This is a genomic window from Streptomyces fructofermentans, assembly GCF_014651055.1.
Classification (GTDB): Bacteria; Actinomycetota; Actinomycetes; order Streptomycetales; family Streptomycetaceae; genus Streptomyces; species Streptomyces fructofermentans.
The window spans coordinates 270,967-296,838 of sequence record NZ_BMWD01000006.1 but is presented as its reverse complement, the minus strand read 5'-3'; the positions used below and the strand labels follow the sequence as shown (position 1 = coordinate 296,838).

The following is a 25,872-nucleotide window of genomic DNA, read 5'->3' as shown; positions in this document are numbered from 1 at the left end:
CGATCGGGTGGCGTTCGGTGGCGTTCGGCGCGTCAGCCGAGCAGCAGCTGCCACTCCTGGAGTTCCACCAGGTTCCCCTCCGGGTCCTTGAGGTACGCCACCCGCAGCCGGTCCGTCGGCGCGACGGGCTCCCCGAGCAGTGCCGCGCCCCGGGAGACGATCCCGGCGCAGTAGGAGTCGAGGTCGGAGACCCTCAGCACCACGAGCGACCGGTGCCCGGCCTCCGTGCCGCCCGGCCCGTCCGACGCGCCCAGCTCTCCCAGCTCGCCCAGGATCTCGGCCATGGCGCCCCGGTCCTGGAGCGCGATCCCGGCCGAGCCGGTCGTGGGACTGAACCTCTCGTAGGGCCCGTCCACCGCCCCCGACTGCGGCTTGAGGCCCAGCACGTCGGCGTAGAAGTGGTAGCAGACCCGGAAGTCCGAGACGAGCAGCCGTACCTGAGCGAGTTCCACCGCGTGTCTCCCGGAGCTGGATGCGAGCCGTTTCGTGGGCCGTGGTGCGGACCCGAGCCGTGTCGTGGGCCCGGAACCGGGCCCTGGACTGGACATGTGCCCCGTCACGGGTCCCGTGTACCGGTTCGCGGTTGGCCCCGGTTCAGGACCAGCGGCCCGTGCGCCCCAGCAGCAGCGCCGTCGCCGCGGTTCCCGCGGTCGAGGTGCGCAGCACGCTGCGGCCCAGCCGGTACGCCTTCGCCCCGGCCCGGGTGAACGCCTCCAGCTCCTCCGGGGACACGCCCCCCTCGGGTCCCACGACCAGCACGATCTCCCCGGTGGCGGGCAGTTCGGCGGTCGCGAGGGGCTCACTCCCGTACGCGCGGTCCTCGTGCAGCACGACCGCGAGATCGGCCGTGGCGAGAAGTGAGGCAACCTGCTTGGTCGTCATCGCGTCCGAGACCTCCGGGAAACGCACCCGGCGCGACTGCTTGCCCGCCTCGCGCGCGGTCGCCCGCCATTTGGCGAGCGCCTTGAGGCCGCGGTCGCCCCTCCACTGCGTGATGCAGCGCGAGGCGGCCCACGGGACGATCCCGTCGACGCCGGTCTCCGTCATCGTCTCGACGGCCAGTTCGCCCCGGTCGCCCTTGGGCAGCGCCTGGACGACGGTGACCCGGGGGGCGGGCGCGGGTTCCTCGCGCACCCCGTCGACGCCGGTCACGACGAGCCGGTCCTTGCCCTCGGCCGCCTTCACGACGCCCTCCGCCCAGCGCCCCAGCCCGTCGGTGAGGACCACGTCCTCACCCGCGCGCAGCCGCTTCACGGACACCGCGTGCCGTCCCTCGGGACCGTCGAGCACGAACTCGGGGCCGGGGGGCACCTCGTCCACCACGAACACGGGAGCCGTCATCGGGCCGACCCCCTGCCCTGCCGGGCCGACAACGCTGTCCTGGCGGCGGCGAGTTCGGCCGCCAGCACCTCGACGAGCTGCCCGGCCGGCAGCTCGCGCGCGAGCCGGTGCCCCTGTCCCGCCCACAGCGCCATGGCCTGCGGGTCCCCCGCCTTGGCCGCCGCCTTGCGCACCGGTGCCGTCAGATGGTGGACCTCGGGGTACGCGGCGGGCGCGTACGGCCCGTGCTCGCGCATGAAGCGGTTCACGAGGCCGCGCGCGGGCCGGCCGGAGAACGCGCGCGTCAGCTCCGTGCGCACGAACAGGGGGTTGGTCAGTGCCTGCTTGTGCAGGGCGTTGGCGCCCGACTCGGGGGTGGCGAGGAAGGCCGTGCCGAGCTGGGCCGCGTCGGCGCCCGCGGCCAGCACGGCGGCGATCTGGCTGCCGCGCATGATGCCGCCGGCCGCGACGACCGGGATCTGCACGGTCTCGCGGACCTGCGCGATCAGCGACAGCAGCCCTATGCCCGAGCCGTCGGTCTCCGGGTTGTCCCGGTGGGTGCCCTGGTGTCCGCCGGCCTCCACGCCCTGCACGATCACCGCGTCGGCGCCCGCCCACTGCACGGCCTGTGCCTCCTCGGCGGTGGTCGCGGTGACGAGCGTCAGCGTGCCCGCCCGGCTCAGGGATTCCAGGACGTCACGCGTCGGGCAGCCGAAGTGGAAGGAGACGACCGGCACCGGGTTGTCCAGCAGGACGGCGAGCTTGGCGTCGTAGCCGTCGTCCCGTCCGCTGTCCGGGTCGCCCAGCTCGGTCCGGTACCAGGAGGCCTCGCCGGCGAGCTGGTGCTCGTAGACGCCGACCGCGGCGGGGTCCGCGTACTCGGGCTGCGGCATGAACAGGTTGATGCCGAACGGACGGCTCGTCGCCCCCCGCAGTTGCTTGATCTCCTGGTACATGCCGTCTGCCGTCTTGTACCCGGCAGCGAGGAAACCGAGCCCCCCGGCCTCGGACACGGCCGCAGCGAGCTGCGGCACGGAGACACCGCCCGCCATGGGGGCCTGCACGATCGGGAGAGGAAAAAGATCGGTCAGTGCGGAGGACATGACGGCATGTTGTCACGTCCCCCGTACAAGTCCGAATCCGGCCTTCCGCGTGGCATAGGCCAGTGGGAAGGGCCCGGCGGGCGGCCTCGGAAGGCGCCCGGCGGGCGCCGGTCACCGTCCGTTGAACGCGTCCTTCAACCGGGAGAACAGGCCCTGCTGACCGGGCTGGAACTGCCCGGTGGGCCGCTCCTCGCCGCGCAGCAGGGCGAGCTCGCGCAGCAGTCGCTCCTGCTCGGGGTCGAGCTTCGACGGCGTCATGACCTCGACGTGCACGACGAGGTCGCCGCGGCCGCCGCCGCGCAGGTGCGTCACACCCCGGCCGTGCAGCGGGATCGACTGGCCCGACTGGGTGCCCGGCCGGATGTCGATCTCCTCCAGTCCGTCGAGCGTCTCCAGCGGCACCTTCGTGCCGAGGGCCGCCGCCGTCATCGGGAGGGTGACCGTGCAGTGCAGGTCGTCGCCGCGGCGCTGGAACATCGCGTGCGGCAGTTCGTGGATCTCCACGTACAGGTCGCCGGCGGGGCCGCCGCCGGGGCCGACCTCGCCCTCACCCGCGAGCTGGATGCGGGTGCCGTTGTCGACACCGGCCGGGATCTTCACGGTCAGGGTGCGGCGGGACCGCACGCGGCCGTCGCCCGCGCACTCCGGGCACGGGGTCGGGACGACCGTGCCGAAGCCCTGGCACTGGGGGCAGGGCCGCGAGGTCATGACCTGGCCGAGGAAGGACCGGGTGACCTGGGACACCTCGCCGCGCCCGCGGCACATGTCACAGGTCTGCGCGGAGGTTCCGGGGGCCGCGCCCTCGCCGCTGCACGTGGTGCAGACGACTGCGGTGTCGACCTGGATGTCCTTCGTGGTGCCGAAGGCCGCCTCGTCGAGCTCGACCTCCAGCCGGATCATCGCGTCCTGGCCCCGGCGCGTGCGCGACCGCGGGCCGCGCTGCGAGGCCGTGCCGAAGAAGGCGTCCATGATGTCCGAGAAGTTCCCGAACCCGCCGGCGCCGAAGCCGCCCGCGGCCCCGCCGCCCGCCTGGGACAGCGGGTCGCCGCCGAGGTCGTAGACCTGCTTCTTCTGCGGGTCCGACAACACCTCGTAGGCGGCGTTGATCTCCTTGAAGCGTTCCTGCGTCTTCGGATCAGGATTGACGTCCGGGTGCAGCTCGCGTGCGAGCCGCCGGAAGGCCTTCTTGATCTCGTCCTGGGACGCGTCGCGGCGCACGCCGAGCACGGCGTAGTAGTCCGTGGCCACTCAGGACTCCGCCAGGATCTGTCCGACGTACCGTGCCACCGCTCGTACCGCTCCCATCGTTCCCGGGTAATCCATGCGGGTCGGTCCGACCACGCCCAGTTTGGCGACTGCCTCGCCGCCCGAACCGTAGCCGACCGAGACCACGGACGTGGAGTTGAGTCCCTCATGGGCGTTCTCGTGACCGATCCGGACGGCCATGCCCGAATCGTTGACCTCACCTAGGAGTTTGAGGAGCACCACTTGCTCCTCAAGGGCCTCCAGCACCGGACGGATGGTGAGGGGAAAGTCATGTCCGAAGCGCGTGAGATTGGCGGTGCCGCCGATCATCAGCCGCTCCTCGGTCTCCTCGACAAGGGTCTCCAGCAGAGTGGAGAGCACCGTCGAGACGGTACCCCGGTCCTCCGACTCGAAGGCGTCGGGGAGGTCCTGCACCAACTGGGGCACGTCCGCGAACCGGCGGCCCGCCACCCGGCTGTTGAGCCGCGCGCGCAGGTCGGCCACGGACACCTCCCCGATGGGTGCCGGACAGTCCACCATGCGCTGCTCCACCCGGCCGGTGTCCGTGATCAGCACGAGCATGAGGCGGGCCGGGGCCAGCGACAGGAGCTCCACGTGACGCACGGTCGAGCGGGTGAGCGACGGATACTGGACCACGGCGACCTGCCGGGTGAGCTGCGCGAGGAGCCGGACGGTCCGCCCCACGACGTCGTCGAGGTCCACGGCGCCGTCGAGGAAGTGATGGATCGCACGCCGCTCGGGCGCGGTCATCGGCTTCACGCCCGCCAGTTTGTCGACGAACAGGCGGTAGCCCTTGTCGGTGGGGATGCGGCCGGCGCTGGTGTGCGGCTGGGCGATGTAGCCCTCGTCCTCCAGCACCGCCATGTCGTTGCGGACCGTCGCCGGGGAGACGCCCAGCCTGTGGCGCTCCGTGAGGGCCTTGGAGCCGACCGGCTCCTCGGTGCCCACGTAGTCCTGGACGATGGCGCGCAGCACTTCGAGCCTGCGTTCACTGAGCATCGCGCACACCTCCAGATGGTCTTCCCCGCGGTCTTCGCTCGCCTCGACCGGTCCCGGCCTGGCACTCAGCGCGCACGAGTGCCAGCATCCCCGCCCAAGTGTACGGCCGGTTGGTACGACCCGGGCAAGGGCGGTCCCGCGCGCCACGGCGAGGTGTACGGGGCTGTCCCGCTCTGTCCGGGCTGCCTTCGACGCTGTTCGGGGGGCATGGGGCTAGCGTCGGCGCATGAGGGTGACTTGGGAAGAGGCGGGGTGGGAGGAACTCACCCCGCACGTGGGGCGCTGCCGGCTGCCGGTGTGGGACTGCACGGCCGGCCTGGTGGTGGGCGAGGGCGCGGCCCTCGTGGTCGACGCTGGCTCGGGACTGCGGGAGGGCGCGCTGCTGCGGACGCGGGCGCAGCGGCTGGCCGGGGGCGGCCGGGTCACGCACCTGGCGCTCACCCACCCGCACTTCGACCACGTCTTCGGCGCGGCGGCGTTCGCGGGGGCCGAGGTCTTCGCCGCCGTGGGGGTGGAGCGGGTGCTCGGCGGGGGCGGGGAGGAACTCCGCGCGGACGCGGTGCGCAACGGGGCGGACGCCGGGGAGGCCGCGGAGGCCGCCGACCTGCTGGTGCGGCCCCGGCACCTCGTGTCCGGCGAGTGGACGCTCGACCTGGGCGGCGGCCGGCGGGTGCTGCTGGCGAACGTCGGGCCCGGCCACACGGGCCACGACCTGGCGGTCCTGGTCGCCGGGCCGGAGGCGCCCGGGGTGGTGTTCTGCGGGGACCTGGTCGAGGAGTCCGGCGAACCCCAGGCGGGGCCCGACGCCGTGCCGTCCCACTGGCCCGCGGCGCTCGACCGGCTGCTGGACCTCGGGGGCGAGGACGCCCTGTACGTGCCCGGGCACGGGGCGGTGGTCGACGCGGCGTTCGTCCGGGCCCAACGGGACGCCCTGGCCCGCCGTTTCGGCGTGTCGTAGCGGGCCCGGCCCTCGGGGCGGGACGACTTCTCCTATCGTCGTGCGAATGCGCCAGTACTCACCGGACCTGACCCCTCCGTGGAAGAAGCCCAAGCCCGTGCCCGAGGTCGCGGCGGATCCGGGACTCGTGGTCGAGGAGCCGGGCACCGGCTTCTGCGGTGCCGTGATCCGCTGCGAGGCCGGCACGGTCACGCTGGAGGACCGCTTCGGCAAGCACCGGGTGTTCCCCCTGGCGCCCCGGGGATTCCTGCTGGAAGGGCGCGTGGTGACGCTCGTACGCCCCTCGGCCGCTCCGGTGCGCCCCACACGGACGGCGTCGGGCTCGGTCGCCGTGCCGGGCGCGCGGGCACGGGTCGCCCGGGCGGGCCGCATCTACGTCGAGGGCCGCCACGACGCCGAGCTGGTGGAGCGGGTCTGGGGCGACGACCTGCGGGTCGAGGGCGTCGTCGTCGAGTACCTGGAGGGCGTCGACGACCTGCCCGCCGTGGTCGAGGCCTTCGGTCCCGGGCCGGACGCCCGCCTGGGCGTGCTCGTGGACCACTTGGTGCCGGGCTCGAAGGAGTCCCGTGTGGCGGAGGCCGTGACGAGCGAGTACGCGCTCGTCGTGGGCCATCCGTACATCGACGTGTGGGAGGCCGTGAAACCGGCGTCCGTGGGCATCCGGGAGTGGCCCCGGGTGCCGCGCGGGCAGGACTGGAAGACGGGCGTCTGCCGGGCCCTGGGGTGGCCGGAGAACACCGGGGCCGCGTGGGAGCGGATCCTCGGCTCCGTGCGCTCGTACCGGGACCTGGAGCCGGAACTGCTGGGCCGCGTGGAGGAACTGATCGACTTCGTCACGGCCCCCTGACCGGCCCCCGGACTCGGCACGTGGGCCGGGCACGTGGGCCGGGCACGTGGGCCGGTCGCGGTTCGGGCCGCGTGAGCCGCTCCCGGGGACCGCCGGGGAGCGGCTGGGGAGCGGCTCGGACGACTCGTAGGGCCCCGGCGGCGACCGTGAGGGCCGGGCGGACCAGGAGCCCCGGGGCGGCCCGCCGGGCCGAGCCGACGGGGAGCACCAGGAGCACCGCGGCGGCGCGAGGACCGAGCCGTCCGTGACGGCCCTGGCGACCGGAACCGCCGTGGCGACCATGTGGTGGCCCCGGCCGCCCGGGACGGCCGGAACAGCCGGACCCGCCGGGGCGACCGGAAGGTGGCCCTGCCGCCGGAACAGCCGGGCGGCCGGGAGGGCCGTGGCGACCGCGGCGTGGCGGTCGGGAGCTGGGCCGTGCGGCCCCGCGGCCCGCCGCCGGCGCCTCTCCAGGTCCGTGGCGGGCGCCGGAGCGTGCGGAACGCGTCGGGCGCCCCTTCAGCCCAGTGGCGGGGAGCCGGACCGTGCGGAAGGCGTCGGGCGCCCCAGGACCGCTGCCGCCCCCGCGCCCCGCGCCCCCTCCCGCCGAGGCCGGCGGGGGCCCGGCGGTCAGTCGACCAGGTCGCGCACGACCGCGTCGGCCAGCAGCCGGCCGCGCAGGGTGAGGACCGCGCTGCCCGCCTCGTACGGGCCGCTCTCCAGGAGGCCGTCGGCCAGTGCCCGGCGGGACGCCGCCAGTCCGTCCGTGTGGAGGAGCGACAGCGGGACGCCCTCGCGCAGCCGCAGCTCCAGGAGGACGCGTTCCACCCTCCTGTCCTCCTCCGACAGCAGTTCACGGCCCGCTCCGGGGGACCGGCCCGCCGACAGGGCCGCCGCGTAGGCGCCGGGATGCTTGACGTTCCACCAGCGCACCCCGCCGACATGGCTGTGCGCGCCGGGGCCCGCTCCCCACCAGTCCGCGCCGCGCCAGTACAGCTCGTTGTGGAGGCAGCGGCCCGCCTCCGAGGTGGCCCAGTTGGAGACCTCGTACCAGGAGAAGCCCGCGGCGGCGAACCGGTCCTCCGCGATGAGGTAGCGGTCCGCGTGCACGTCGTCGTCGGTCATCGGGACCTCGCCGCGCCGGATGCGCCGGGCGAGCTGCGTGCCCTCCTCGACGATCAGCGCGTACGCCGACACGTGGTCGGGCCCGGCGCCGATCGCCGCGTCGAGCGAGGCCCGCCAGTCGTCGTCGCTCTCCCCCGGCGTGCCGTAGATGAGGTCGAGGTTGACGTGGTCGAAACCGGCCGCGCGGGCCTCGGCGACGCACGCTTCCGGCCGGCCGGGCGTGTGGGTGCGGTCCAGCACCTTCAGGACGTGCTGCCGCGCGCTCTGCATCCCGAACGAGATCCGGTTGAAGCCCCCTTCGCGCAGTGCGGCCAGGTAGGCGGGGTCCACCGACTCCGGATTCGCCTCGGTGGTGATCTCCGCGTCCGGCGCGAGACCGAACTCCTCCCGCACGGCAGCCAGCATCCGTACGAGGTCCTCGGCTGCCAGCAGCGTCGGCGTGCCGCCGCCGACGAAGACCGTGCGGACCGGGCGCGGGTCGTCGCCGAGCACCTTGCGGGCCAGCCGGACCTCGTCGACCAGGGTCGAGGCGTAGTTGTCGCGGGAGGCGAGCACGCCCCCCGAGCCGCGCAGCTCCGTCGCCGTGTACGTGTTGAAGTCGCAGTAGCCGCAGCGCGTGGCGCAGTACGGGACGTGGAGGTAGAACCCGAGCGGACGGTCGGCCGCGCCGGCCAGGGCGTGCGCGGGCAGAGCCCCGTCGTCGGGGACGGGCTCGCCGTCGGGAAGTGCGGAAGGCATGCCTTCCATTGTCCCGCACCGCCGGGAATGCCTACTCCGCCTGGAGCACCAGCAGCGCGAGGTCGTCCTCGGGGGGCTTCGGGCCGAACTCGTGCACCAGCCGTCTGATCCGCTCGGCGATCAGTTCGGCGCTGAGGCCAGCGCAGTCCGCGAGGGCGGCGGCGAGGCCCTCGTCGTCGTCGAACTGCCGGTGCCCGCTGCGGCGCTCGGTGACGCCGTCCGTGACGCACAGCAGGCTGTCGCCGGGGCACAGGTCGAAGGTCTCGCAGCGGTAGGCCGCGTCCTCGAAGACACCGAGGATGGTCTGCGGCCGGGCCGTCTCGCGTACTCCTCCTGTCGGGTCCAGGAGCAGCGGCAGCGGATGGCCCGCCGAGGCGACCGTGCAGCGCACCCCGCCCTCGAAGGGCACCAGCTCGCCGTAGAGGAGCGAGAGGAAGCGGTTCTGCGGGCCCTCCGCGGCGAGCCCCCGGCCGCCCGCCGCGACCAGGGCCCGTGCCGCCGCGTCGGACACCTCGGTGGCGTCGTCGAGGAGGAGCTGGTTCAGGCGGTCGAGGACGTCGGGCACCTCGTACCCCTCGCGGGCGAGCAGCCGCAGCCAGGGCCGGGCGAGGCCGATGACGACCGCCGCCTCGGGGCCCTTGCCCTGGACGTCGCCCAGGGCGAAGCACCAGCGCCCGTCGCCGGCCGGGAAGAGGTCGTAGAAGTCCCCGCTCGGCCCGCCCTTGTCGCAGGGCTCGTACACCAGGGCGCTGCGCACACCGGGTATCTCGGCGACCGCCCCGGGCAGCAGGCCCCTCTGGAGCACGCGGCTGATGGTGGCCTGGCGCGCGTACTGCCTGGCGGCGCCGATCGCGAGCGCCACCCGGCGGCTGAGGTCCTCGACGAGCCCCGTGATCTCGTCTGGGAACCGGGGCAGCCCGGCCCGCCCGATGACGAGCGTGCCCAGCGGCCTGCCGCCGGCCACCAGCCGGTACGCGAGCGCCGACCCGGTGGCGCCGCGCGCGCCCAGGGCCTCGGCGGGCCAGCGCACGGCGACCGGCCCCGAGTGCGGGGCCTCGGGCGGCTCGGGCGGGTCCTTCTCCAGGACCCGGCGCAGTTCCTCGATGCGGTTCTCGCTGCCGTGCCATACCCGGGCGAGCCGGGGCCCGCCGACGACGACCCCGTCCATCCGGCCCGGTGCCTCGTCCTCCAGCCACACCGCGCACCAGTCGGCGAGCCTGGGCACCAGCAGCTGTCCGGTGAGCACGGCGACCAGGTCCTCGTCGAGTTGCCCGGCGAGCAGGTCGGAGGCCTCCGCGAGGAAGGAGAGCGCGCCGCGGTTCAGCCACTCCTGGTCCTGGACGCTGCGCCGGTACGCGGGGGCGAGGATCTCGGCGGCCCGCTGCCCGCGCAGCAGGGCGTGCTCCCCGGCGTACGCCTCTGCCCTCTCGGTGAGCGCGACCCCCTCGACGGGCAGCCGGGCCCAGACGGTCTTGGTCCCGGCGCGGTAGGTGATGCCCCAGGCGTCGGAGAGCGTGGAGACGAGCCGCACCCCGCGCCCGTACTCGACGGAGTCCCGGGGCCGCTCGTCGCCGTCGTCGTCCGTGCCGGCGTCCCCGTCCGCGTACCTGTCGTCCTCGTCGCCCTCGTCCCGGACGCCTCGCGCGGGACGGTTGTCGGAGACCTCCAGGACGAGCGCGCCGGGCTCCGGCTGCCGCCCGTCCGCTCCCGGCGGCACGGCGGTCGCGGACACTCCGCCCACCGGGACGCCGACCACCGGGACGCCGTCCGGCATCGCGGCCGTGGAGTCGTCCCGGGCGATGTCCCGCGCCGCGTCGGGGAGCTTCGGGGCGGGCGGCGGGTACTCCTCGGGGCGGGGGTCGAGACGGCACAGCAGATCCACGTCGGTGCCCGCGTGCACCACCGCGTTCGTGACCAGTTCGCTGACGATGACCATGGCGTCGGCCACCAGCAGGTCCGTGATGAACTCGGCTCCCGGCAGGGCCAGCTCGGTCCAGTCGGCGAGTGCGCACCGGACGAAGCGGCGGGCGGCGCCGGGGGCGAGGTGGTTGCCCGGTAACGAGGTGCGCGCGAACGCGCGCGGGCGCACAGGCGTTCCAGGAGCGTGGTGCACGGACTCCCGTTGCGTCGGTATTGCCCCCACTGTGCGGCTCCCTGAGCAGTTCGGACGAGTACGCCTCAGGCGATGCGGACAGAGTGACAGACCGGCCCCGTCCATAAGCACCGAGTTACCGAAGTGGGCCGCCATGAGTGAGAACAGTGCTACACGAGTGCTCGAAGTCGGACAGATTCGGGCACGGGAACCACCGGCACGGCGCCGGATCCGGGCACGCCCCTCACACTCCCCACCCTGCGGGACGCGCAACGGGACGGAAGCGCGGCACGTCCACCGTGGACCGTCCGGGCCCGCGACACCTCACGGCGCACACCGGCGCCGGGACACGGGAGGCGCGTACGGGGGCCGCGGCGGACCACCCCACGCGGGGAGGCCGGGGACGCGGCGGACGCGTACGGGGGCCGTGGGCGAGCCCGCCGCACGTGAGGGGCCGGGGACGCGGCGGACGCGCGCAGGGGCCGTGAGCGGGCCACCGCACGTGAGGGGCCGGGGACGCGGCGGACGCGTACGGGGGCCGTGGGCGAGCCCGCCGCACGTGAAGGGCCAGGGACGCGGCGGACGCGCGCAGGGGCCGTGAGCGGGCCACCGCACGGGGCGCGGGGACACCCAGGACCCGTACGGGGGCCGGAGGCGGGCCGCCGCACCTGCGGGCCGGGGAGGCGCGTACGGGGGCCGGGACGCGGGAAGGGGCGGGGTCCGCGACCCCGCCCCTCACGAGCGGACATCCGCCGGCTCTCCCGGCGGGACCACCGGGTCCGGCCGGGCGCCGGACCCGGCCGGCTTCGCGCTTATGCCTCGCGCGAGCCCTCGTACATCTCCTCGATCAGGTGCTTGTACTCCCTCTCGACGACCGGGCGCTTGAGCTTGAGGCTCGGGGTGAGCTCGCCGTGCTCGATGTCGAGGTCGCGCGGCAGGAGCTTGAACTTCTTGATCGTCTGCCAGCGCTGGAGGCCCTGGTTCAGCTCCTTGACGTAGCCGTCGATGAGCTCGACCGTCGCGGGAGCGGCGACGACCTCGGCGTACGGCTTGTCCGCGAGGCCGTTGTCCGCGGCCCAGCCGAGGATGGACGGCTCGTCGAGGGCGATCAGCGCGGTGCAGAAGTTCCGGTCGGCGCCGTGCACGAGGATGTTCGAGACGTACGGGCACACGGCCTTGAACTGGCCCTCGACCTCGGCCGGCGCGATGTACTTGCCACCGGACGTCTTGATCAGGTCCTTCTTGCGGTCCGTGATGCGCAGGTAGCCGTCCGCGGACAGCTCGCCGATGTCGCCGGTGTGGAACCAGCCGTCGGACTCCAGGACCTCGGCGGTCTTCTCCGGCAGCCCGTGGTAGCCCTCCATGATGCCGGGGCCGCGCAGCAGGATCTCGCCGTCGTCCGCGATGCGCACCTCGGTGCCGGGCAGCGGCTTGCCGACCGTGCCGGTGCGGTACGCCTCGCCCGGGTTCACGAAGGAGGCGGCCGAGGACTCGGTGAGCCCGTAGCCCTCCAGGATGTGCACGCCGGCGCCGGCGAAGAAGTAGCCGATGTCGGGCGCGAGCGCGGCGGATCCGGAGACGCAGGCGCGCAGCCTGCCGCCGAAGGCGTCGCGGATCTTGGCGAAGACGAGGGTGTCGGCGACCTTGTGCTTGGCGGCGAGCCCGAAGGGCGCGGACGCCGTGCCGGTGCGGCGGAAGTTGTCCTGCGTGGCCTTCGCGTACTCGCGGGAGACCCCGGCCGCCCACTGGAAGATCTTGTACTTGGCGCCGCCGCCGGCCCGGGCCTTGGCCGCGACTCCGTTGTAGACCTTCTCGAAGATGCGGGGCACGGCCGCCATGTAGGTCGGCTGGACGACCGGCAGGTTCTCGATGATCTTGTCCACGCGGCCGTCGACGGCCGTCACGTGGCCGACCTCGATCTGGCCGGAGGTGAGCACCTTGCCGAAGACGTGCGCGAGCGGCAGCCACAGGTACTGGACGTCGTCCTGGCCGACCAGGCCGGTCGAGGCGATCGCCTTCGCCATGTACGACCAGTTGTCGTGCGGCAGGCGGACGCCCTTGGGCCGGCCGGTGGTGCCCGAGGTGTAGATGAGGGTCGCGAGCTGATCGGAGGTGATCGCGGCGACCTTCTCCTTGATCAGTTCGGGGTGCTTCTCCAGGTACGCGGCGCCGCGGGTCTCCAACTCGGCCAGCGTGAGCAGCCAGTCGCCCTCATCGGCGCCGGGCTCGACACCCGTGGAGTCGATGACCACGACATGGGTCAGCGCGGGCAGTTCGGCGCGCTTCTCGCGGGCCTTGGCGAGCTGGGCCGCGTCCTCCGCGATGAGCACCCGGCTCTCGGAGTCGGCCAGGATGAAGGCGGACTCCTCGGCGTTCGTCTGGGGGTACACGGTCGTCGTCGCCGCGCCGGCGCACATGATGCCCAGGTCGGCGAGGATCCACTCGACGCGGGTCGAGGAGGCGAGCGCGACGCGCTGCTCCGGCTGTACGCCCAGCTCGATCAGTCCGGCCGCGATCGCGAAGACCCGGTCGGCCGCCTGGGTCCAGCTGAGCGACTTCCAGTCGTCCGGGCCCTCGCCCGACGCCGGCGGGACCGGGTAGCGGTACGCCTCCGCGTCCGGGGTGGCCGCCACGCGCTCAAGGAAGAGTGCCGAGACGGACGGTGGACGGTTCTCGATCAGGGTCAGTGTGTCGCTCACGACATCCTCCGGGGCCCGCGACATTGCGTGTGGCTGGCTCATTGTGGTCGGCTCGGTGCACTGCTTGTTTAACTCGCGAGTAACCATCGAGTGGTGATCAGAGTAGAGGCCGACCGGCCGGTGCGTAAGAGGCCGCGGCCTGTCACTTCCTACAGAGCGCGGGCGGAATTCGACGGGTCCGCGGCCGCGCGGGGACGCCGAGGGCCCGCCGCGCGAGTGCGCGACGGGCCCGGGATTGCGGGGCCGACCACCGGACGGCGGGGCGGCTACTTCTTGCCCTTGGCCGAACCACCGCTGTCGTCACTGGACAGGACGGCGATGAAGGCCTCTTGCGGAACCTCCACGGAGCCCACCATCTTCATCCGCTTCTTGCCTTCCTTCTGCTTCTCCAGCAGCTTCCGCTTCCGGGAGATGTCACCGCCGTAGCACTTGGCGAGAACATCCTTGCGGATCGCCCGAATGGTCTCCCTGGCGATGACCCGGGAGCCGATGGCCGCCTGGATCGGCACCTCGAAGGCCTGCCGCGGGATCAGCTCGCGCAGCTTGGCGACGAGCCGCACCCCGTACGCGTACGCCGCGTCCTTGTGCGTGACCGCCGAGAAGGCGTCGACCTTGTCGCCGTGCAGCAGGATGTCGACCTTGACCAGGCTGGAGGCCTGCTCGCCGGTGGGCTCGTAGTCGAGCGAGGCGTAGCCGCGGGTCTTGGACTTCAGCTGGTCGAAGAAGTCGAAGACGATCTCCGCGAGCGGCAGGGTGTAGCGGATCTCGACCCGGTCCTCGGAGAGGTAGTCCATGCCGAGCAGGGTGCCGCGCCGGGTCTGGCACAGCTCCATGATCGAGCCGATGAACTCGCTCGGCGCGAGGATCGTGGCGCGCACGACCGGCTCGTACACCTTGTCGATCTTGCCCTCGGGGAACTCGCTCGGGTTGGTGACCGTGTGCTCGCTGCGATCCTCCATCTCGACGCGGTAGACCACGTTGGGCGCGGTGGCGATCAGGTCGAGGCCGAACTCGCGCTCCAGCCGCTCACGGATCACGTCGAGGTGCAGCAGCCCGAGGAAGCCGACGCGGAAGCCGAAGCCCAGCGCGGCGGAGGTCTCCGGCTCGTAGACGAGGGCGGCGTCGTTGAGCTGGAGCTTGTCCAGGGCGTCGCGCAGCTCGGGGTAGTCGGACCCGTCCAGCGGGTAAAGGCCCGAGAAGACCATGGGCCGGGGGTCCTTGTACCCGCCGAGCGCCTCGGTGGCGCCCTTGTGCAGGGTGGTGATCGTGTCACCGACCTTGGACTGGCGGACGTCCTTCACACCGGTGATGAGGTAGCCCACCTCACCGACGCCGAGCCCGTCGGCCGCCTTCATCTCGGGCGCCGAGACGCCGATCTCCAGCAGCTCGTGCGTGGCTCCGGTGGACATCATCCTGATGCGCTCGCGCTTGTTGAGCTGCCCGTCGATGACACGTACGTACGTCACGACACCGCGGTACGAGTCGTAGACCGAGTCGAAGATCATCGCGCGCGCGGGGGCGTCCTGGACACCCACCGGGGCGGGGACGTCGGCGACGACCCTGTCGAGCAGCGCCTCGACGCCCAGGCCCGTCTTGGCGGAGACCTTCAGCACGTCCTCGGGGTCGCACCCGATGAGGTTGGCGAGCTCCTCGGAGAACTTCTCCGGCTGGGCGGCCGGCAGGTCGATCTTGTTCAGTACGGGGATGATCTTGAGGTCGTTCTCCATCGCCAGGTAGAGGTTGGCGAGAGTCTGCGCCTCGATGCCCTGGGCCGCGTCGACCAGCAGGACCGTGCCCTCGCAGGCCGCGAGGGACCGGGACACCTCGTACGTGAAGTCGACGTGCCCGGGGGTGTCGATCATGTTGAGGACGTGGGTCGTGCCCGGGTCCTCGGTCGGCGCCCAGGGCAGCCGGACCGCCTGGGACTTGATCGTGATGCCACGCTCGCGCTCGATGTCCATGCGGTCGAGGTACTGGGCACGCATCTGCCGCGGGTCGACCACCCCGGTCAGCTGGAGCATGCGGTCGGCGAGCGTGGACTTGCCGTGGTCGATGTGCGCGATGATGCAGAAGTTGCGGATCAGAGCCGGGTCGGTACGGCTCGGCTCGGGCACATTGTTAGGGGTCGCGGGCACGCAGGGTCCTGTCTCTTGAGGCGCCTGTCGCCTCGGGTCGGATCGATACGTAGGTTCCATCGTCCCATGGGTGGGGGCGTGCGACCGGTTTGGGCCGGTCGGGGTACCGCTGGTAGTGTGGGCGGCTGTGTCTCATGCCCTCTCAGCAGGAGGCACACCCCAAGAAATCAAACGGCGTGCGGGGCCAGTCCTCGTGCGCCTGAACCTGAAAAGGCTCATTCGTGGCGAACATCAAGTCCCAGATCAAGCGGATCAAGACCAACGAGAAGGCTCGGCTGCGCAACAAGGCCGTCAAGTCCTCCCTGAAGACTGCGATCCGCAAGGCCCGCGAGGCTGCTGCCGCGGGTGACGTCGAGAAGGCCACCGTCGCGGCGCGCGAGGCTTCGCGCAAGCTCGACAAGGCCGTCTCGAAGGGCGTCATCCACAAGAACCAGGCCGCCAACAAGAAGTCGGCGCTTGCTTCGAAGGTCGCGGCCCTCCAGGCCTGAACCTCTGCCGGGTGACTCGGCTCCGCCGGTCACCCACTTGATTCGAACGCCGGAAGGACCTGAGCGGGCCCTCTCTCTCCGCTCCCGACCGGCATCCCGACTCGTACACGGCCTGCGTTCGCCACGCGGGTACGGGTCAATCGCTTGAACCGGGGCCCCGGCCACCCGTCCTTTCCGAGGACGAGCGGCCGGGGCCTTCGGCATGCCGGGCGATGGTTCCGGGGCGTCCCGGGGTGGTCCGGGGCGTCCCGGGGTGGTCCGGTACGGCCTGGCGCGTCCCGGGGTGGTCCGGCGCGTCCTGGGGTGGTCCGGCGCGTCCTGGGGTGGCGAGGGCCGGCGGCCGGGCGCGGGGCGGGGGCACGGCTGGGCGGAGTGGCGCCGGGCGGCACGGGCAGGGTGCGCTGGGCGCGAGTCGACGGGTGGGGCCGGGTCTGGGCGCGGCGCCCGGCAAGGCCCGCCGGGCGCGGGGTGCCATCGGGGCGGGGGCTCAGGCTGGGACGCGGCGAGGCATGTCGGGGCGCGATCGCTCGGGCGCGGGGCGGGGTCACGGCCGGCGCGGCAGGACAGGCCGGGCCAAGGCGCGGGGCGGGCGAGGTCCGGGCGGGCGAGGTCGGCGAGGTCGGCGAGGAGCAGGGCCGAGGCCGGCGCGTCCGGTGGCGGGGCCGTGGAGGCGGGTGCGCTATCCCCGGCGGGAACGGGCCGCTCGGGCCACCGCGACGACCGCCTTCTCCAGGGCGTACTCGGGGTCGTCCCCGCCGCCCTTGACCCCGGCGTCGGCCTCCGCGACCGCCGTCAGCGCGACCGCGACCCCGTCGGGCGTCCAGCCCCGCATCTGCTGGCGCACCCGGTCGATCTTCCAGGGCGGCATGCCCAGCTCCCGGGCCAGGTCGGCCGGCCGGCCGCCACGGGCGGAGGAGAGCTTGCCGATGGCCCGCACTCCCTGGGCGAGCGCGCTGGTGATCAGCACCGGCGCGACCCCCGTCGACAGGGACCAGCGCAGCGCCTCCAGCGCCTCGGCCGCCCGGCCCTCGACGGCCCGGTCCGCGACCGTGAAGCTGGAGGCCTCGGCCCGCCCGGTGTAGTACGTCCCGACAACCGCCTCGTCGATCGTCCCCTCGATGTCCGCGACGAGCTGCGTCACCGCCGAGGCGAGCTCCCGCAGGTCACTGCCGATGGAGTCGACGAGCGCCTGGCACGCCTCGGGCGTCGCCGCCCGGCCCAGCCCGCGGAACTCGCCGCGGACGAAGGCCAGCCGGTCCGCCGGCTTGGTCATCTTCGGGCAGGCGATCTCGCGAGCGCCCGCCTTGCGCGCGGCGTCGAGCAGTCCCTTGCCCTTGGCCGCCCCCGCGTGCAGCAGCACGAGCGTGATCTCCTCGGCGGGAGCGCCCAGGTACCCCTTCACGTCCTTGATCGTGTCGGCGGACAGGTCCTGCGCGCCGCGCACGACGACGACCTTGCGCTCCGCGAAGAGCGACGGGCTCGTCAGCTCGGCGAGCGTGCCCGGCTGCAACTGGTCGGACGTGAGGTCCCGTACGTCCGTGTCGGGGTCGGCGGCCCGCGCGGCGGCGACGACCTCCTGCACGGCGCGGTCGAGCAGCAGATCCTCCTGCCCCACGGCGATCGTGACGGGAGCGAGCGGGTTGTCCTGAGCGGGGTTCCTGGCCATCGCGGTCAAGCATCCCACGCGGCACCGACAACGGGCCGACGGCTACGGCTCCTCCCGCCAGCCGTCCCACTCCCCGGCGAACGAGTCCAGCTCCCGGGCGTCCAGCCGTCCGGGCTCGTCCCTCAGGACCAGCAGCCACTGGGCGTCCTCCGCGTCGTCCTCACCGGCGAGGGCGTCCCGGACGAGCTGCGGCTCCTCGTCGAGTGCGAACCGCTCCCCGAGCGCCTCGGCCGCCTCCTCGGCGGCATCGCGGTCGGGCAGCACCAGCACATGTCTCACATCGCTCACCCGGACATCTTCCGCTACGCGTCCGGAGCCCCGCGCGGGGGTCCTGGCCCTCGGGACACCGGGTCAGGTCTTGGGCACGATCTGCACGTCGAGGTCGATGGCGATGCGGGGACCGATCGCGCCGACGCCCCGCGTGAGCACGGTCTGCCAGTTCAGCGCGAAGTCGTCGCGGCGCAGTTCGGCGGTGGCCCGGCAGGCCGCCCGCACCTCCCCGTCCATGCCGTTGCCGATCCCCAGGTACTCCGCGTCGAGGCCGACGGTCCGCGTCACCCCGCGCAGCGAGAGGTCTCCCGTGACGGACCACCGGCTGCCGCCCTGGTGCGTGAACCGCTCGCTGTAGAACTCCAGGGTCGGAAACCGCGCGACGTCCAGGAAGTCCGCCGACCGCAGATGCTCGTCGCGTCTTCGCATGTTGGTGTCGACGGAGGACGCGTCGATCACCACGTGCATGGCCGACCGCTCCGCGTGCTCGGCCATCCGGATCACCCCGGCGAAGGTGTTGAACCGTCCGCGCACCCGCGCCAGCCCGATGTGCCGGGCGGTGAAGGTGATCGACGAGTGCCCCGGCTCGATCTCCCAGTCGCCCGGCCCGGGGAGCGCCGGGGGCCGTGCGACGCTCAGCGTCACATCGCCGAGCGGCGCCAGTTCCCCCTCGGTGACCGTGGCGTTCATCAGGCAGGGCGCGTACCCGTCCGCCGACACCTCGACCTGGTACTCCCCCGCGGGCACGGTCACCATGAAGGACCCGAAGGGGTCCAGCCCGCCGCCGACCAGTTCGCGCCCCGAGGCGTCCGCGACCGTGAACTCCGCGTGGCGTAAGGGCTGGTCGGCCGGGTCCAGCACCCGGCCCCCGAGCACTCCGGCGCCGGCCGGCACGGTCACCGTGGTGAGGTGTCCCTCCCGCTGCCCGCGGTTCGTACGGTTTCCCCGCCAGTTGCCGACCATCTGCGACCCACCCTCGCGCTGCCGAACGACGTGAAATCACCTGTTGTCGAGGCGGTATCCGACCACTGTTGCGACCTTCGAAGCAACGCGTGACCACATCGCGGGAATCCAGCACATGTGATGGGACTACGCACGGGTAGACCGGATTGCCCACTCCGTTTATGTCTTTCCGTCAGGAGTCCCCTTTCCGGACAACCGGGACGCTCTTCAGCACGATCCCGAACCGCTCCTTGTACGCCGTCAGCACGTCCTCGTCCGCCACCAGTTCGGACGTCTCCTTGCGGCCGTCGGGGCCCGTCACCGTGAGCGTGCGCCCGCTGAGGGTTACGCGCCCGCCGTCCTCGGTGACCCGAGAGCACACCAGCGACCGGGTGAAGTGGGACGCGGGCGAGGTGCTGTGCCACCACGCCCCCGCGGTGAAGTCGCCGAGCACCCGCGGCCGCGTCTCCAGGCGGTACTGCGACTTGCCGTCCTTGACCACCTCCAGGTCCCCGAACTGGCCCGCGCTCCCCTGCACCCCCGCCGGGTCCGCTCCGGCGACGATCACCCGGAAGGTCCCGCCCGGGTCCGCCTGCTCGCCCCGCTCCTCCAGGGCCAGCGGATAGTGGCTGTGAGCGCCGAACCCCACATCGGCCAGCAGATCGCCCCCGTCCACCGTCCGCACCCGCAGCGCGAGATGGTCGTACGGGATGCCGAGCCGGTTCTTCTCCCCGTACACCCGTCCCGCCAGCAGTGTCACCCCGAAGCCCAGCGCACTGAGCAACGCCCCGAACGCGCCGTTCAGTTCGTAGCAGAAGCCGCCCCTCCGGGCGCCCACCACCTTCTCCACGAGCCGCTTCTCCTGCAGCACGATCTCCTCGCCGAGGTGGATCGACAGGTTCTCGAACGGCACGGTCAGCAGGTGCCTCAACTGAAGCTCGCGGAGTACGTCGACGGTGGGCCACGCGGGGTGGGCGGCGCCGATCCGGCGGAGGTAGGCGTCAGCCTGTGCGGGTTTCATGCCCTCAGTCTCGCGCCACCAGCAGGCGATCACCTCCCCCGGCCACGGCGACGGCCCCTCCCCGGTCCGTACGCAGCACCTCGGCACCCCCGGCTCGCAGCGCCGCCACGGTGGCGGGCGCGGGGTGTCCGTACGGGTTGTCGGCCCCTGCGGAGACGACGGCCAGACGCGGCGCCACCCTGCGCATCAGGTCCGGGTCCTGGTAGGCCGAACCGTGGTGGGCGACCTTCAGCACGTCTACGGACCGCACGGCGGCCCCCGCCGGCGACTCCAGCAGTGCTCGCTGGGCCGGTGGTTCGAGGTCCCCGAGCATCAGCAGGGTCGGACCGGCCGACCGCACGAGCAGGACGACACTCGCGTCGTTGGGGCCCCCGGTACCCGGAACCACGGGCGGCGGCCACAGCACCTGCCAGTCGAGCGCCCCCACGCGCCGCCGTTCCCCCGCCACCGCCCGGGTCACCGGAATACGTCGCGCCGCCGCCTGTCTGCGCACGAACTCCGCCTGCTCCACCGGCTCCTGGAGTCCCGTCGTCTCGATCGCCCCCACCGACCTGCCGCGCAGGACACCCGGCAGCCCCGCGACGTGGTCCGCGTGGAAGTGGGTCAGCACGACGAGCGGAATCCTGGTGATGCCGAGCGTCCGCAGGCACCGGTCGACCAGCACCGGATCCGGTCCCGCGTCGACCACGACACCCGCGCCGTCGCCGGCGTGCAGAACCGTCGCGTCCCCCTGACCGACGTCGCACATCGCGTATCTCCAGCCGGGCGGCGGCCACCCCGTGATCACCCGGGTGAGGGGTGGCGGCTGCACCAGTACGAGCAGGAGCAGCACGGCGCAGGCGCCGACCAGCCACGGATGCCCGAGAAGTCTCCGGCCGACGAGCAGCAGGACGACCGTCGTGCACGCGAGCAGCAGCGCACCCGTCCAACTGCCCGGCCAGTCCACCCCCGCGCCCGGCAGGGCCGACCCCGCGCGGGCGATGTCGGCGATCCAGCCGGCAGGCCAACCCGCGCACCACGAGAGCGCCTCGGCCACCGGCATCGCCCACGGAGCCGTGCCCAGCGCGGCGAATCCGAGCACCGTCGCCGGGGCGACCGCGAACTCGACCAGCAGATTGCACGGCACCGCCACCAGGCTGACCCGCGCCGACAGCACGGCGACGACGGGTGCGCACACGACCTGGGCGGCAGCGGCGGCGGCCAGCGCCTCGGCCACCCGCGGGGCCATCCCCCTGCGGCGGAGCGCGGCGCTCCACCTCGGCGCCAGCGTGAGCAGCGCGCCCGTCGCCACGACCGAGAGCAGGAAGCCGTAGCTCCGCGCCAACCACGGGTCGTACAGCACCAGCACGAGCACCGCCGTGGCCAGCGCCGGGATCAGCGACCTTCGGCGGCCGGTGGCGATGGCCAGCAGCGCGACGGCTCCGCAGGCCGCGGCCCGCAGCACGCTCGGGTCGGGCCTGCACACGATCACGAAGCCGAGTGTGAGCACCCCGCCGCACACCGCGGTCGCTCTCAGCGGGATGCCCAGCCCGGGTGCGAGGCCTCGCCGCTCGATCCGCTGGGCACGGCCGGGCGGGCCGATCAGCAGCGCCATGAGAATCGTGAGGTTCGCGCCACTCACGGCGAGCAAATGCGTGAGGTCCGTGGCCTTGAACGCCTCGTCCAGCTCCGGCGTGATCCGTGAGGTGTCCCCCACCACCAGTCCGGGCAGCAGGGCCCGCGCGTCCGGCTCGAGCCCGTCGGTCGCCGCCCTCAGCCCCGCCCTCAGCTCCCCCGCGAACCTCTGTGTGCCCGACGGCCTCCCCACCACTCTCGGCGGTCCGGAGCCGCGCACCCTCAGGACCGCCGCGACCCGCTCGCCGCCCCCGAGTGCGGGGACGACCCTGGCGGTCACCCGCAGCCGTGTGGTGGGGAGGAGGGAGAGCCATGGCGAGGCGGCCCGCTCACGGGCGGCCCACCCACTCGCGTCCACGATCAGCAGGACCGGGGTACGGGTCACCTCCGTCGTGCCGTCCGGCTTGTCGACTCTCCGGACCTCGGCGTCGACCAGCACCGCGGGCGGGGCGGCGCGGGCACCGCTGATCCGGGGCCGGGTGAGACGTGGGTCCGAGGTCACCTCGGCCTCGGCGGTCACCACCTCGTACCGCCGCGCCAGCTCCGGGACGGGGCCTCGGCGCAGGTCGGCCCCGTGCAGTCCCGCCGAGGCGGCCGCCGCGGCGGCGCAGAGCAGCGCGGCGGCGACGGCTCCGCGCGGCCACCCGTGCCACCACCACATCCTCGGGGGCCACGCGCGCCGCCCGCCCCGTCGACCGGCGGCCAACCCCGAGGTCGTGGGCGTGGACCCCGAGGTCGTGGGCGTGGACCCCAAGGTCGTGGTGGCGGGTTCCGAGGGCATGGTGACGGGCCCGGCGGACATGGTGGTGGCCGGACCCGAGGGCATGGTGACAGGCCTGGCGGACGCGGTGGTGGCGGGGGCGGCATCGGGGTCCGCACCGGCGGCGGTACCGCGTCGACCGGCGGCCAGCAGTCCACCGGCCACGACCACGCACCCGGTCGTCACGGCGACGACCCACTCGGCGGGGGCGGCCAACGCCCAGGCCGCGACGGCCCACGCCACCAGGGCCGGCGGCACCAGTCGCAGATCCGCCGGCCCCTCCTGACGGGGATGCGAGGCACCGAGCGGACTCCCGGCGGCCGCGTGCACGTCTGTCACGTCTGGCACGTCCGGCCGGCCACCGCTCGTGGCGGCCCGTCTCCCGGTGGCCTGCCGCCCGGAGGTCGACGAGGGGGTCCCGCGGCGCCCCCGGCCCGCCGCGTCGCGAACTTCCGCGCCCATCATGGCCGTACGAGATTCCGCAGGTCGGCGAACCGGCGGTCGCCGATGCCGGTCACCTCGCGCAGCTGCTCGACCGAGCGGAAGCCGCCGTGCCGGGTGCGGTAGTCGATGATGTGCTGCGCGAGCACCGGGCCGACGCCGGGCAGCGTGTCCAACTGCTCCGGGGTGGCCGAGTTGAGGGAGACCGGAGTGGCCGGACCGGGAGCGGCACCACCCGCTCCCCCGGGGCCCGGGGCCACCGCGGGGCCGGGTCCCGCCGCGGCCGGAGGAGCTCCGCTCGCCCCCTGGGGCGCCCCGACCACCACCTGCTCGCCGTCCACGAGGACCCGCGCGCGGTTGAGGCCCCCCGTGTCCGCACCCGGCCGCACCCCACCCGCGGCGCGGAGCGCGTCGGCGACCCGGGAACCCGCGGGCAGCCGTTGGACACCGGGCTCGCGCACCTTGCCCCCGACGTCCACAACGACGACGGCACCGGCCGTCGCGGCGGCTCCCACCGAGCCCCGGGCGAGGGCCGAGGACCCCGGTGCCGGCTCGGGTCCGGGGCCGCCCCTCTCGCCGTACTGAGCCGCGGCCCGCACCACCTGGGGCGGCCGCACCGGCTGGGTGCGCCCCGACCAGAAGTGCTGCACGGCGAAGACCGTCGCGACCAGGAGCACCACCGTGAGCGCGACCACGCTCCTCGGCTCCAGTCCGCACCGGGACTGCAGCCACAAGGGCATCCGCTCCCTGACCGCGAGCCCGGCCCGCTCCCGCCAGGCCGACCCGCTCCCGACACCCGCGCCGACGTCCACACCACCCACGCCCGCACCCACATCGGCGGAGGCAAGCGCACCGGCTTCGGCACCGGCACCCGAGTCCACCCACCTCGGGACATCGGGCCTCGGCACCCGCGCTCCCGGCACCGGGGACCTCGGCACCCGTACCCTCGGCGCCCGGGGCGCCATCGGACCCGCCGCACGCCCGGCCGCCCCCGCCGGAGGGCCGTGCCCGAACTCCCCTCGTCCCTCCGCCTGTTCCCCGTCCCGCCCCTCGGCCGCATCCTCGGGCCGCTCCCCGGCCCGTTCTCCGAAGAGGGTCGCCGCCCGTGCTCGCAGGCGCAGTGCACCCGCCGCCGACTCCCGGCGCCGGGACCCGAACCGGGAAGGGCGGGGGCGGTGTCGCGCGCGGCTGTCGGAGACCGGCCCGCGCCCCGGTCCGCTGGTGACCGTCGCTGTCCGTGAAGAAGATCGAAGTGCCATGCGAGGAGGATCGGGCATACCCGCCCCATCGCGATGATCTTGCTCAATTCCCGGGGATTACCGTCGGGTTGTGGACAACTCCGTCACCCACACGAGCCAACGATCGGCCGAACAAGCCGCACGCGAGCACGCCAGCACGCCAGCACGCCAGCCAAAACGCCTGACCGACCCCGGCGGCCCGCCGACCGAACCAACAGATCAGTCCGGCAGACCGAACCAGCAGATCAGTCCGGCAGATCGCCCCGGCAACTCGACCCGCCGCGCAGGCCTCCCGCCCCGCAGGCCTCCCAACCCGCAACCGTCCTCACCGAGGCGAGATGACGGCCCCCAGCAGCCCGGGCCCGGTGTGCGCCCCGATCACCGCGCCCACCTCACTGACATGCAGGTCCGCCAGTCCTGGCACCCGGACCCGCAGCCGCTCCGCGAGGGCCGACGCGCGCTCGGGCGCCGCGAGGTGGTGGACCGCGATGTCGACCGGGGAGTCGCCCGCCCGCTCAGCGACGATCTCCTCCAGGCGCGCGATGGCCTTGGTGGCGGTCCGTACCTTCTCGAACATCTCGATGCGCCCGCCGTCCAGTTGCAGCAGCGGCTTCACGGCGAGTGCGGACCCCAGCAGCGCCTGGGCCGCGCCGATCCGTCCGCCCCGGCGCAGATAGTCGAGCGTGTCCACGTAGAAGTAGGCGCACGTCCCGGCGGCCCGCTTCTCCGCCGCGGCCACCGCGTCGTCGATCGTGCCGTCGGCCTCCGCCGACTCGGCGGCGGCCAGCGCGCAGAAGCCGAGGGCCATGGCCACCATCCCGGTGTCCACCACCCGCACGGGTACGGGTGCCTCCCGGGCGGCCATGACCGCCGCGTCGTAGGTGCCGGAGAACTCGGCGGAGAGGTGCAGCGAGACGATGCCCGAGGCACCGGACGCGGCGACCCTGCGATAGGTCTCCGCGAAGACCTCGGGACTCGGCCTGGAGGTTGTGACGGAACGCCGCTTCTGCAGCGCCTGGGCCAGTGAGCGGGCGGAGATCTCCGTACCCTCTTCGAGCGCCTGGTCGCCGAGGACCACGGTCAGGGGCACCGCGGTAATGCCGTGGCGCTCCATCGTCCGCTGCGGCAGGTAGGCCGTTGAATCGGTGACGATCGCGACATGGCGGGACATGACCTGGAGGTTACCTGTCGGTGGCCGTGGGCGGCAGCCCGGCCCCTCCCGCCTGCGGCCGGTCCGGCGGGATCAAGTCGTGCTCTCGGGGCGGGGCTTCTTCTCCCAAGGGTAGGCGGCCCGGACGCGCGGCGGGTCGATGGAGGCCCGGGTGGGCTCCTCGGCCGGCCGCGACTCGGGGCCGTCCGGCCAGGTCTGCCGCCCCGAGGCGACGGTCGGGGCCTCCGGCCACGGGGGCGGGGCCTGCGCGGGCGTGCCCGAGGCAGCCGGTCCCTCGGCGGTGCGCGGGGCGGGTTCCGTGGTCCAGTGCCGCAGGGCTCCGGCCTCGACGTCGATCTGGTCGCTGAGGGAGTCGAGGTCGTCGCTCCCGAAGCGCTGTGCCCGGTCGCGGGCCGCCCAGCGCAGCGCGTCCGCCGACGACGTGATCCGCTCGGCGCGCTCCCGCAGCTCCGGCAGCCGCTCGGTGAGGCGGACCCTGTCCGGCTCGTGCTGGAGCCGCTTCAGCTCGTCGTCCAGCTCGTGCCCGTGCGCGCTGAGCCGCTGGAAGAGGCTCAGGGACTCCTTCAGCGACTCGTCCTCGGCCACGCCCGCCTGCAGCGCGTCCTGAGTGGCCCGCATCGACGTGCGCAGCGAGAGCCGGAGCTGGGCCAGCTCGCCCTGGGCTCCGGGCTGGGCGAAGGTCTTCGCCCTGAGCGCGGAGTCCTCCACGGTGCGGCGGGCCTGCGCGACGGTACGGTCCACCCCGCGCTTGGCCGCGCCGACGACCTTGACCGTGGCGTACGCGCCCAGCACCACGAACAGCACGAGGATCAGCGCCACGACTGCGACCACGGCTTCCATGACGATCCTCTCGGGTGCTGCGTCCAGTGACGGCCGGCTTCTTCACGGTAAACGGAAAAGGAGGGCGGAGGGTTCCAGCGGAACCCCCAACCTGCCCGTAGGGGACTTCCCCGACCTCCCGGCCCCGGGAAACGGACGCGGCACCCGACCGGGCACCGCG

At 73.5% G+C, this 25,872-nt stretch carries 21 protein-coding genes; 4 read left to right on the top strand and 17 right to left on the bottom strand.

Annotated features, from left to right (window positions below):
• Positions 1-32 precede the first annotated feature (32 nt).
• The 5 genes from IE265_RS11515 to hrcA form a co-directional block, all read right to left on the bottom strand.
• Entirely contained in the window at positions 33-452 is a 420-nt protein-coding gene (locus IE265_RS11515) for a VOC family protein (protein ID WP_190035359.1), read from the bottom strand.
• Positions 453-594: 142 nt separating this feature from the next.
• A complete protein-coding gene (locus IE265_RS11510; protein ID WP_190035358.1) occupies positions 595-1,341 on the bottom strand; it encodes a 16S rRNA (uracil(1498)-N(3))-methyltransferase in 747 nt (248 codons plus the stop codon).
• Positions 1,338-2,423, bottom strand: a complete 1,086-nt coding sequence (locus tag IE265_RS11505; RefSeq protein WP_190035357.1) for a nitronate monooxygenase — start codon at positions 2,421-2,423, stop codon at positions 1,338-1,340. The genes IE265_RS11510 and IE265_RS11505 overlap by 4 nt, the downstream gene beginning before the upstream one ends.
• A 111-nt stretch (positions 2,424-2,534) precedes the next feature.
• Positions 2,535-3,671, bottom strand: coding sequence for a molecular chaperone DnaJ (gene dnaJ / locus IE265_RS11500; protein ID WP_190035356.1), 1,137 nt, complete (start codon positions 3,669-3,671; stop codon positions 2,535-2,537).
• Positions 3,672-4,688 (bottom strand): heat-inducible transcriptional repressor HrcA, encoded by a 1,017-nt coding sequence (gene hrcA, locus IE265_RS11495; protein WP_190035355.1) that lies wholly within the window; start codon positions 4,686-4,688, stop codon positions 3,672-3,674.
• A 226-nt stretch (positions 4,689-4,914) separates the two neighbouring features.
• On the opposite strand from hrcA, the gene IE265_RS11490 reads away from it, so the two are divergent.
• Both IE265_RS11490 and IE265_RS11485 read left to right on the top strand, forming a co-directional pair.
• A complete protein-coding gene (locus tag IE265_RS11490; RefSeq protein ID WP_190035354.1) occupies positions 4,915-5,646 on the top strand; it encodes an MBL fold metallo-hydrolase in 732 nt (243 codons plus the stop codon).
• A 46-nt stretch (positions 5,647-5,692) separates the two neighbouring features.
• Complete coding sequence (locus IE265_RS11485) at positions 5,693-6,493, top strand: DUF3097 domain-containing protein (protein ID WP_190035353.1); 801 nt, start codon at positions 5,693-5,695, stop codon at positions 6,491-6,493.
• A gap of 609 nt (positions 6,494-7,102) precedes the next feature.
• Here the strand turns inward: IE265_RS11485 and hemW are convergent.
• The 4 genes from hemW to lepA all read right to left on the bottom strand — a co-directional run bounded on the left by hemW (position 7,103) and on the right by lepA (position 15,261).
• Positions 7,103-8,335 (bottom strand): radical SAM family heme chaperone HemW, encoded by a 1,233-nt coding sequence (hemW, locus tag IE265_RS11480; protein ID WP_190035352.1) that lies wholly within the window; start codon positions 8,333-8,335, stop codon positions 7,103-7,105.
• A gap of 31 nt (positions 8,336-8,366) precedes the next feature.
• A complete protein-coding gene (locus IE265_RS11475; protein WP_229916130.1) occupies positions 8,367-10,424 on the bottom strand; it encodes a SpoIIE family protein phosphatase in 2,058 nt (685 codons plus the stop codon).
• 815 nt (positions 10,425-11,239) lie between these two features.
• Positions 11,240-13,126 carry an AMP-dependent synthetase/ligase gene (locus tag IE265_RS11470; RefSeq protein WP_190035350.1) on the bottom strand — a complete coding sequence of 629 codons (1,887 nt, stop codon included), beginning with the start codon at positions 13,124-13,126 and terminating at the stop codon, positions 11,240-11,242.
• A gap of 266 nt (positions 13,127-13,392) precedes the next feature.
• On the bottom strand, positions 13,393-15,261 hold the full coding sequence (gene lepA / locus IE265_RS11465) for a translation elongation factor 4 (RefSeq protein WP_190035349.1): 1,869 nt from the start codon (positions 15,259-15,261) through the stop codon (positions 13,393-13,395).
• 221 nt (positions 15,262-15,482) lie between these two features.
• Here lepA and rpsT point away from each other — a divergent pair, with 221 nt between their 5' ends.
• Complete coding sequence (gene rpsT / locus IE265_RS11460; RefSeq protein ID WP_190035348.1) at positions 15,483-15,749, top strand: 30S ribosomal protein S20; 267 nt, start codon at positions 15,483-15,485, stop codon at positions 15,747-15,749.
• A gap of 679 nt (positions 15,750-16,428) precedes the next feature.
• Here rpsT and holA read toward each other — a convergent pair.
• The 5 genes from holA to IE265_RS11435 form a co-directional block, all read right to left on the bottom strand.
• Complete coding sequence (gene holA, locus IE265_RS11455) at positions 16,429-17,415, bottom strand: DNA polymerase III subunit delta (RefSeq protein ID WP_190035347.1); 987 nt, start codon at positions 17,413-17,415, stop codon at positions 16,429-16,431.
• Positions 17,416-17,457: 42 nt separating this feature from the next.
• Entirely contained in the window at positions 17,458-17,703 is a 246-nt protein-coding gene (locus IE265_RS11450; RefSeq protein ID WP_190035346.1) for a hypothetical protein, read from the bottom strand.
• Positions 17,704-17,766: 63 nt separating this feature from the next.
• Positions 17,767-18,648, bottom strand: coding sequence for a YceI family protein (locus IE265_RS11445; RefSeq protein WP_190035345.1), 882 nt, complete (start codon positions 18,646-18,648; stop codon positions 17,767-17,769).
• Between the two features lie 172 nt (positions 18,649-18,820).
• Positions 18,821-19,648: an arylamine N-acetyltransferase family protein gene (locus tag IE265_RS11440; RefSeq protein WP_190035344.1), complete on the bottom strand. Its 828-nt coding sequence runs from the start codon at positions 19,646-19,648 to the stop codon at positions 18,821-18,823.
• A gap of 4 nt (positions 19,649-19,652) precedes the next feature.
• Positions 19,653-22,088 carry a ComEC/Rec2 family competence protein gene (locus IE265_RS11435; protein WP_506005194.1) on the bottom strand — a complete coding sequence of 812 codons (2,436 nt, stop codon included), beginning with the start codon at positions 22,086-22,088 and terminating at the stop codon, positions 19,653-19,655.
• Between IE265_RS11435 and IE265_RS39530 the strand changes: the two genes are divergently transcribed.
• Entirely contained in the window at positions 21,985-22,308 is a 324-nt protein-coding gene (locus tag IE265_RS39530; protein ID WP_506005195.1) for a hypothetical protein, read from the top strand. The genes IE265_RS11435 and IE265_RS39530 overlap by 104 nt on opposite strands.
• Before the next feature lie 175 nt (positions 22,309-22,483).
• On the opposite strand, the gene IE265_RS39480 is transcribed toward IE265_RS39530, so the two are convergent.
• The 3 genes from IE265_RS39480 to IE265_RS11420 form a co-directional block, all read right to left on the bottom strand.
• On the bottom strand, positions 22,484-23,722 hold the full coding sequence (locus IE265_RS39480; RefSeq protein WP_190035343.1) for a ComEA family DNA-binding protein: 1,239 nt from the start codon (positions 23,720-23,722) through the stop codon (positions 22,484-22,486).
• Positions 23,723-24,026: 304 nt separating this feature from the next.
• Positions 24,027-24,872: a DegV family protein gene (locus IE265_RS11425; protein WP_190035342.1), complete on the bottom strand. Its 846-nt coding sequence runs from the start codon at positions 24,870-24,872 to the stop codon at positions 24,027-24,029.
• Positions 24,873-24,944: 72 nt separating this feature from the next.
• Positions 24,945-25,712, bottom strand: coding sequence for a hypothetical protein (locus tag IE265_RS11420; protein WP_190035341.1), 768 nt, complete (start codon positions 25,710-25,712; stop codon positions 24,945-24,947).
• Positions 25,713-25,872: the final 160 nt, after the last annotated feature.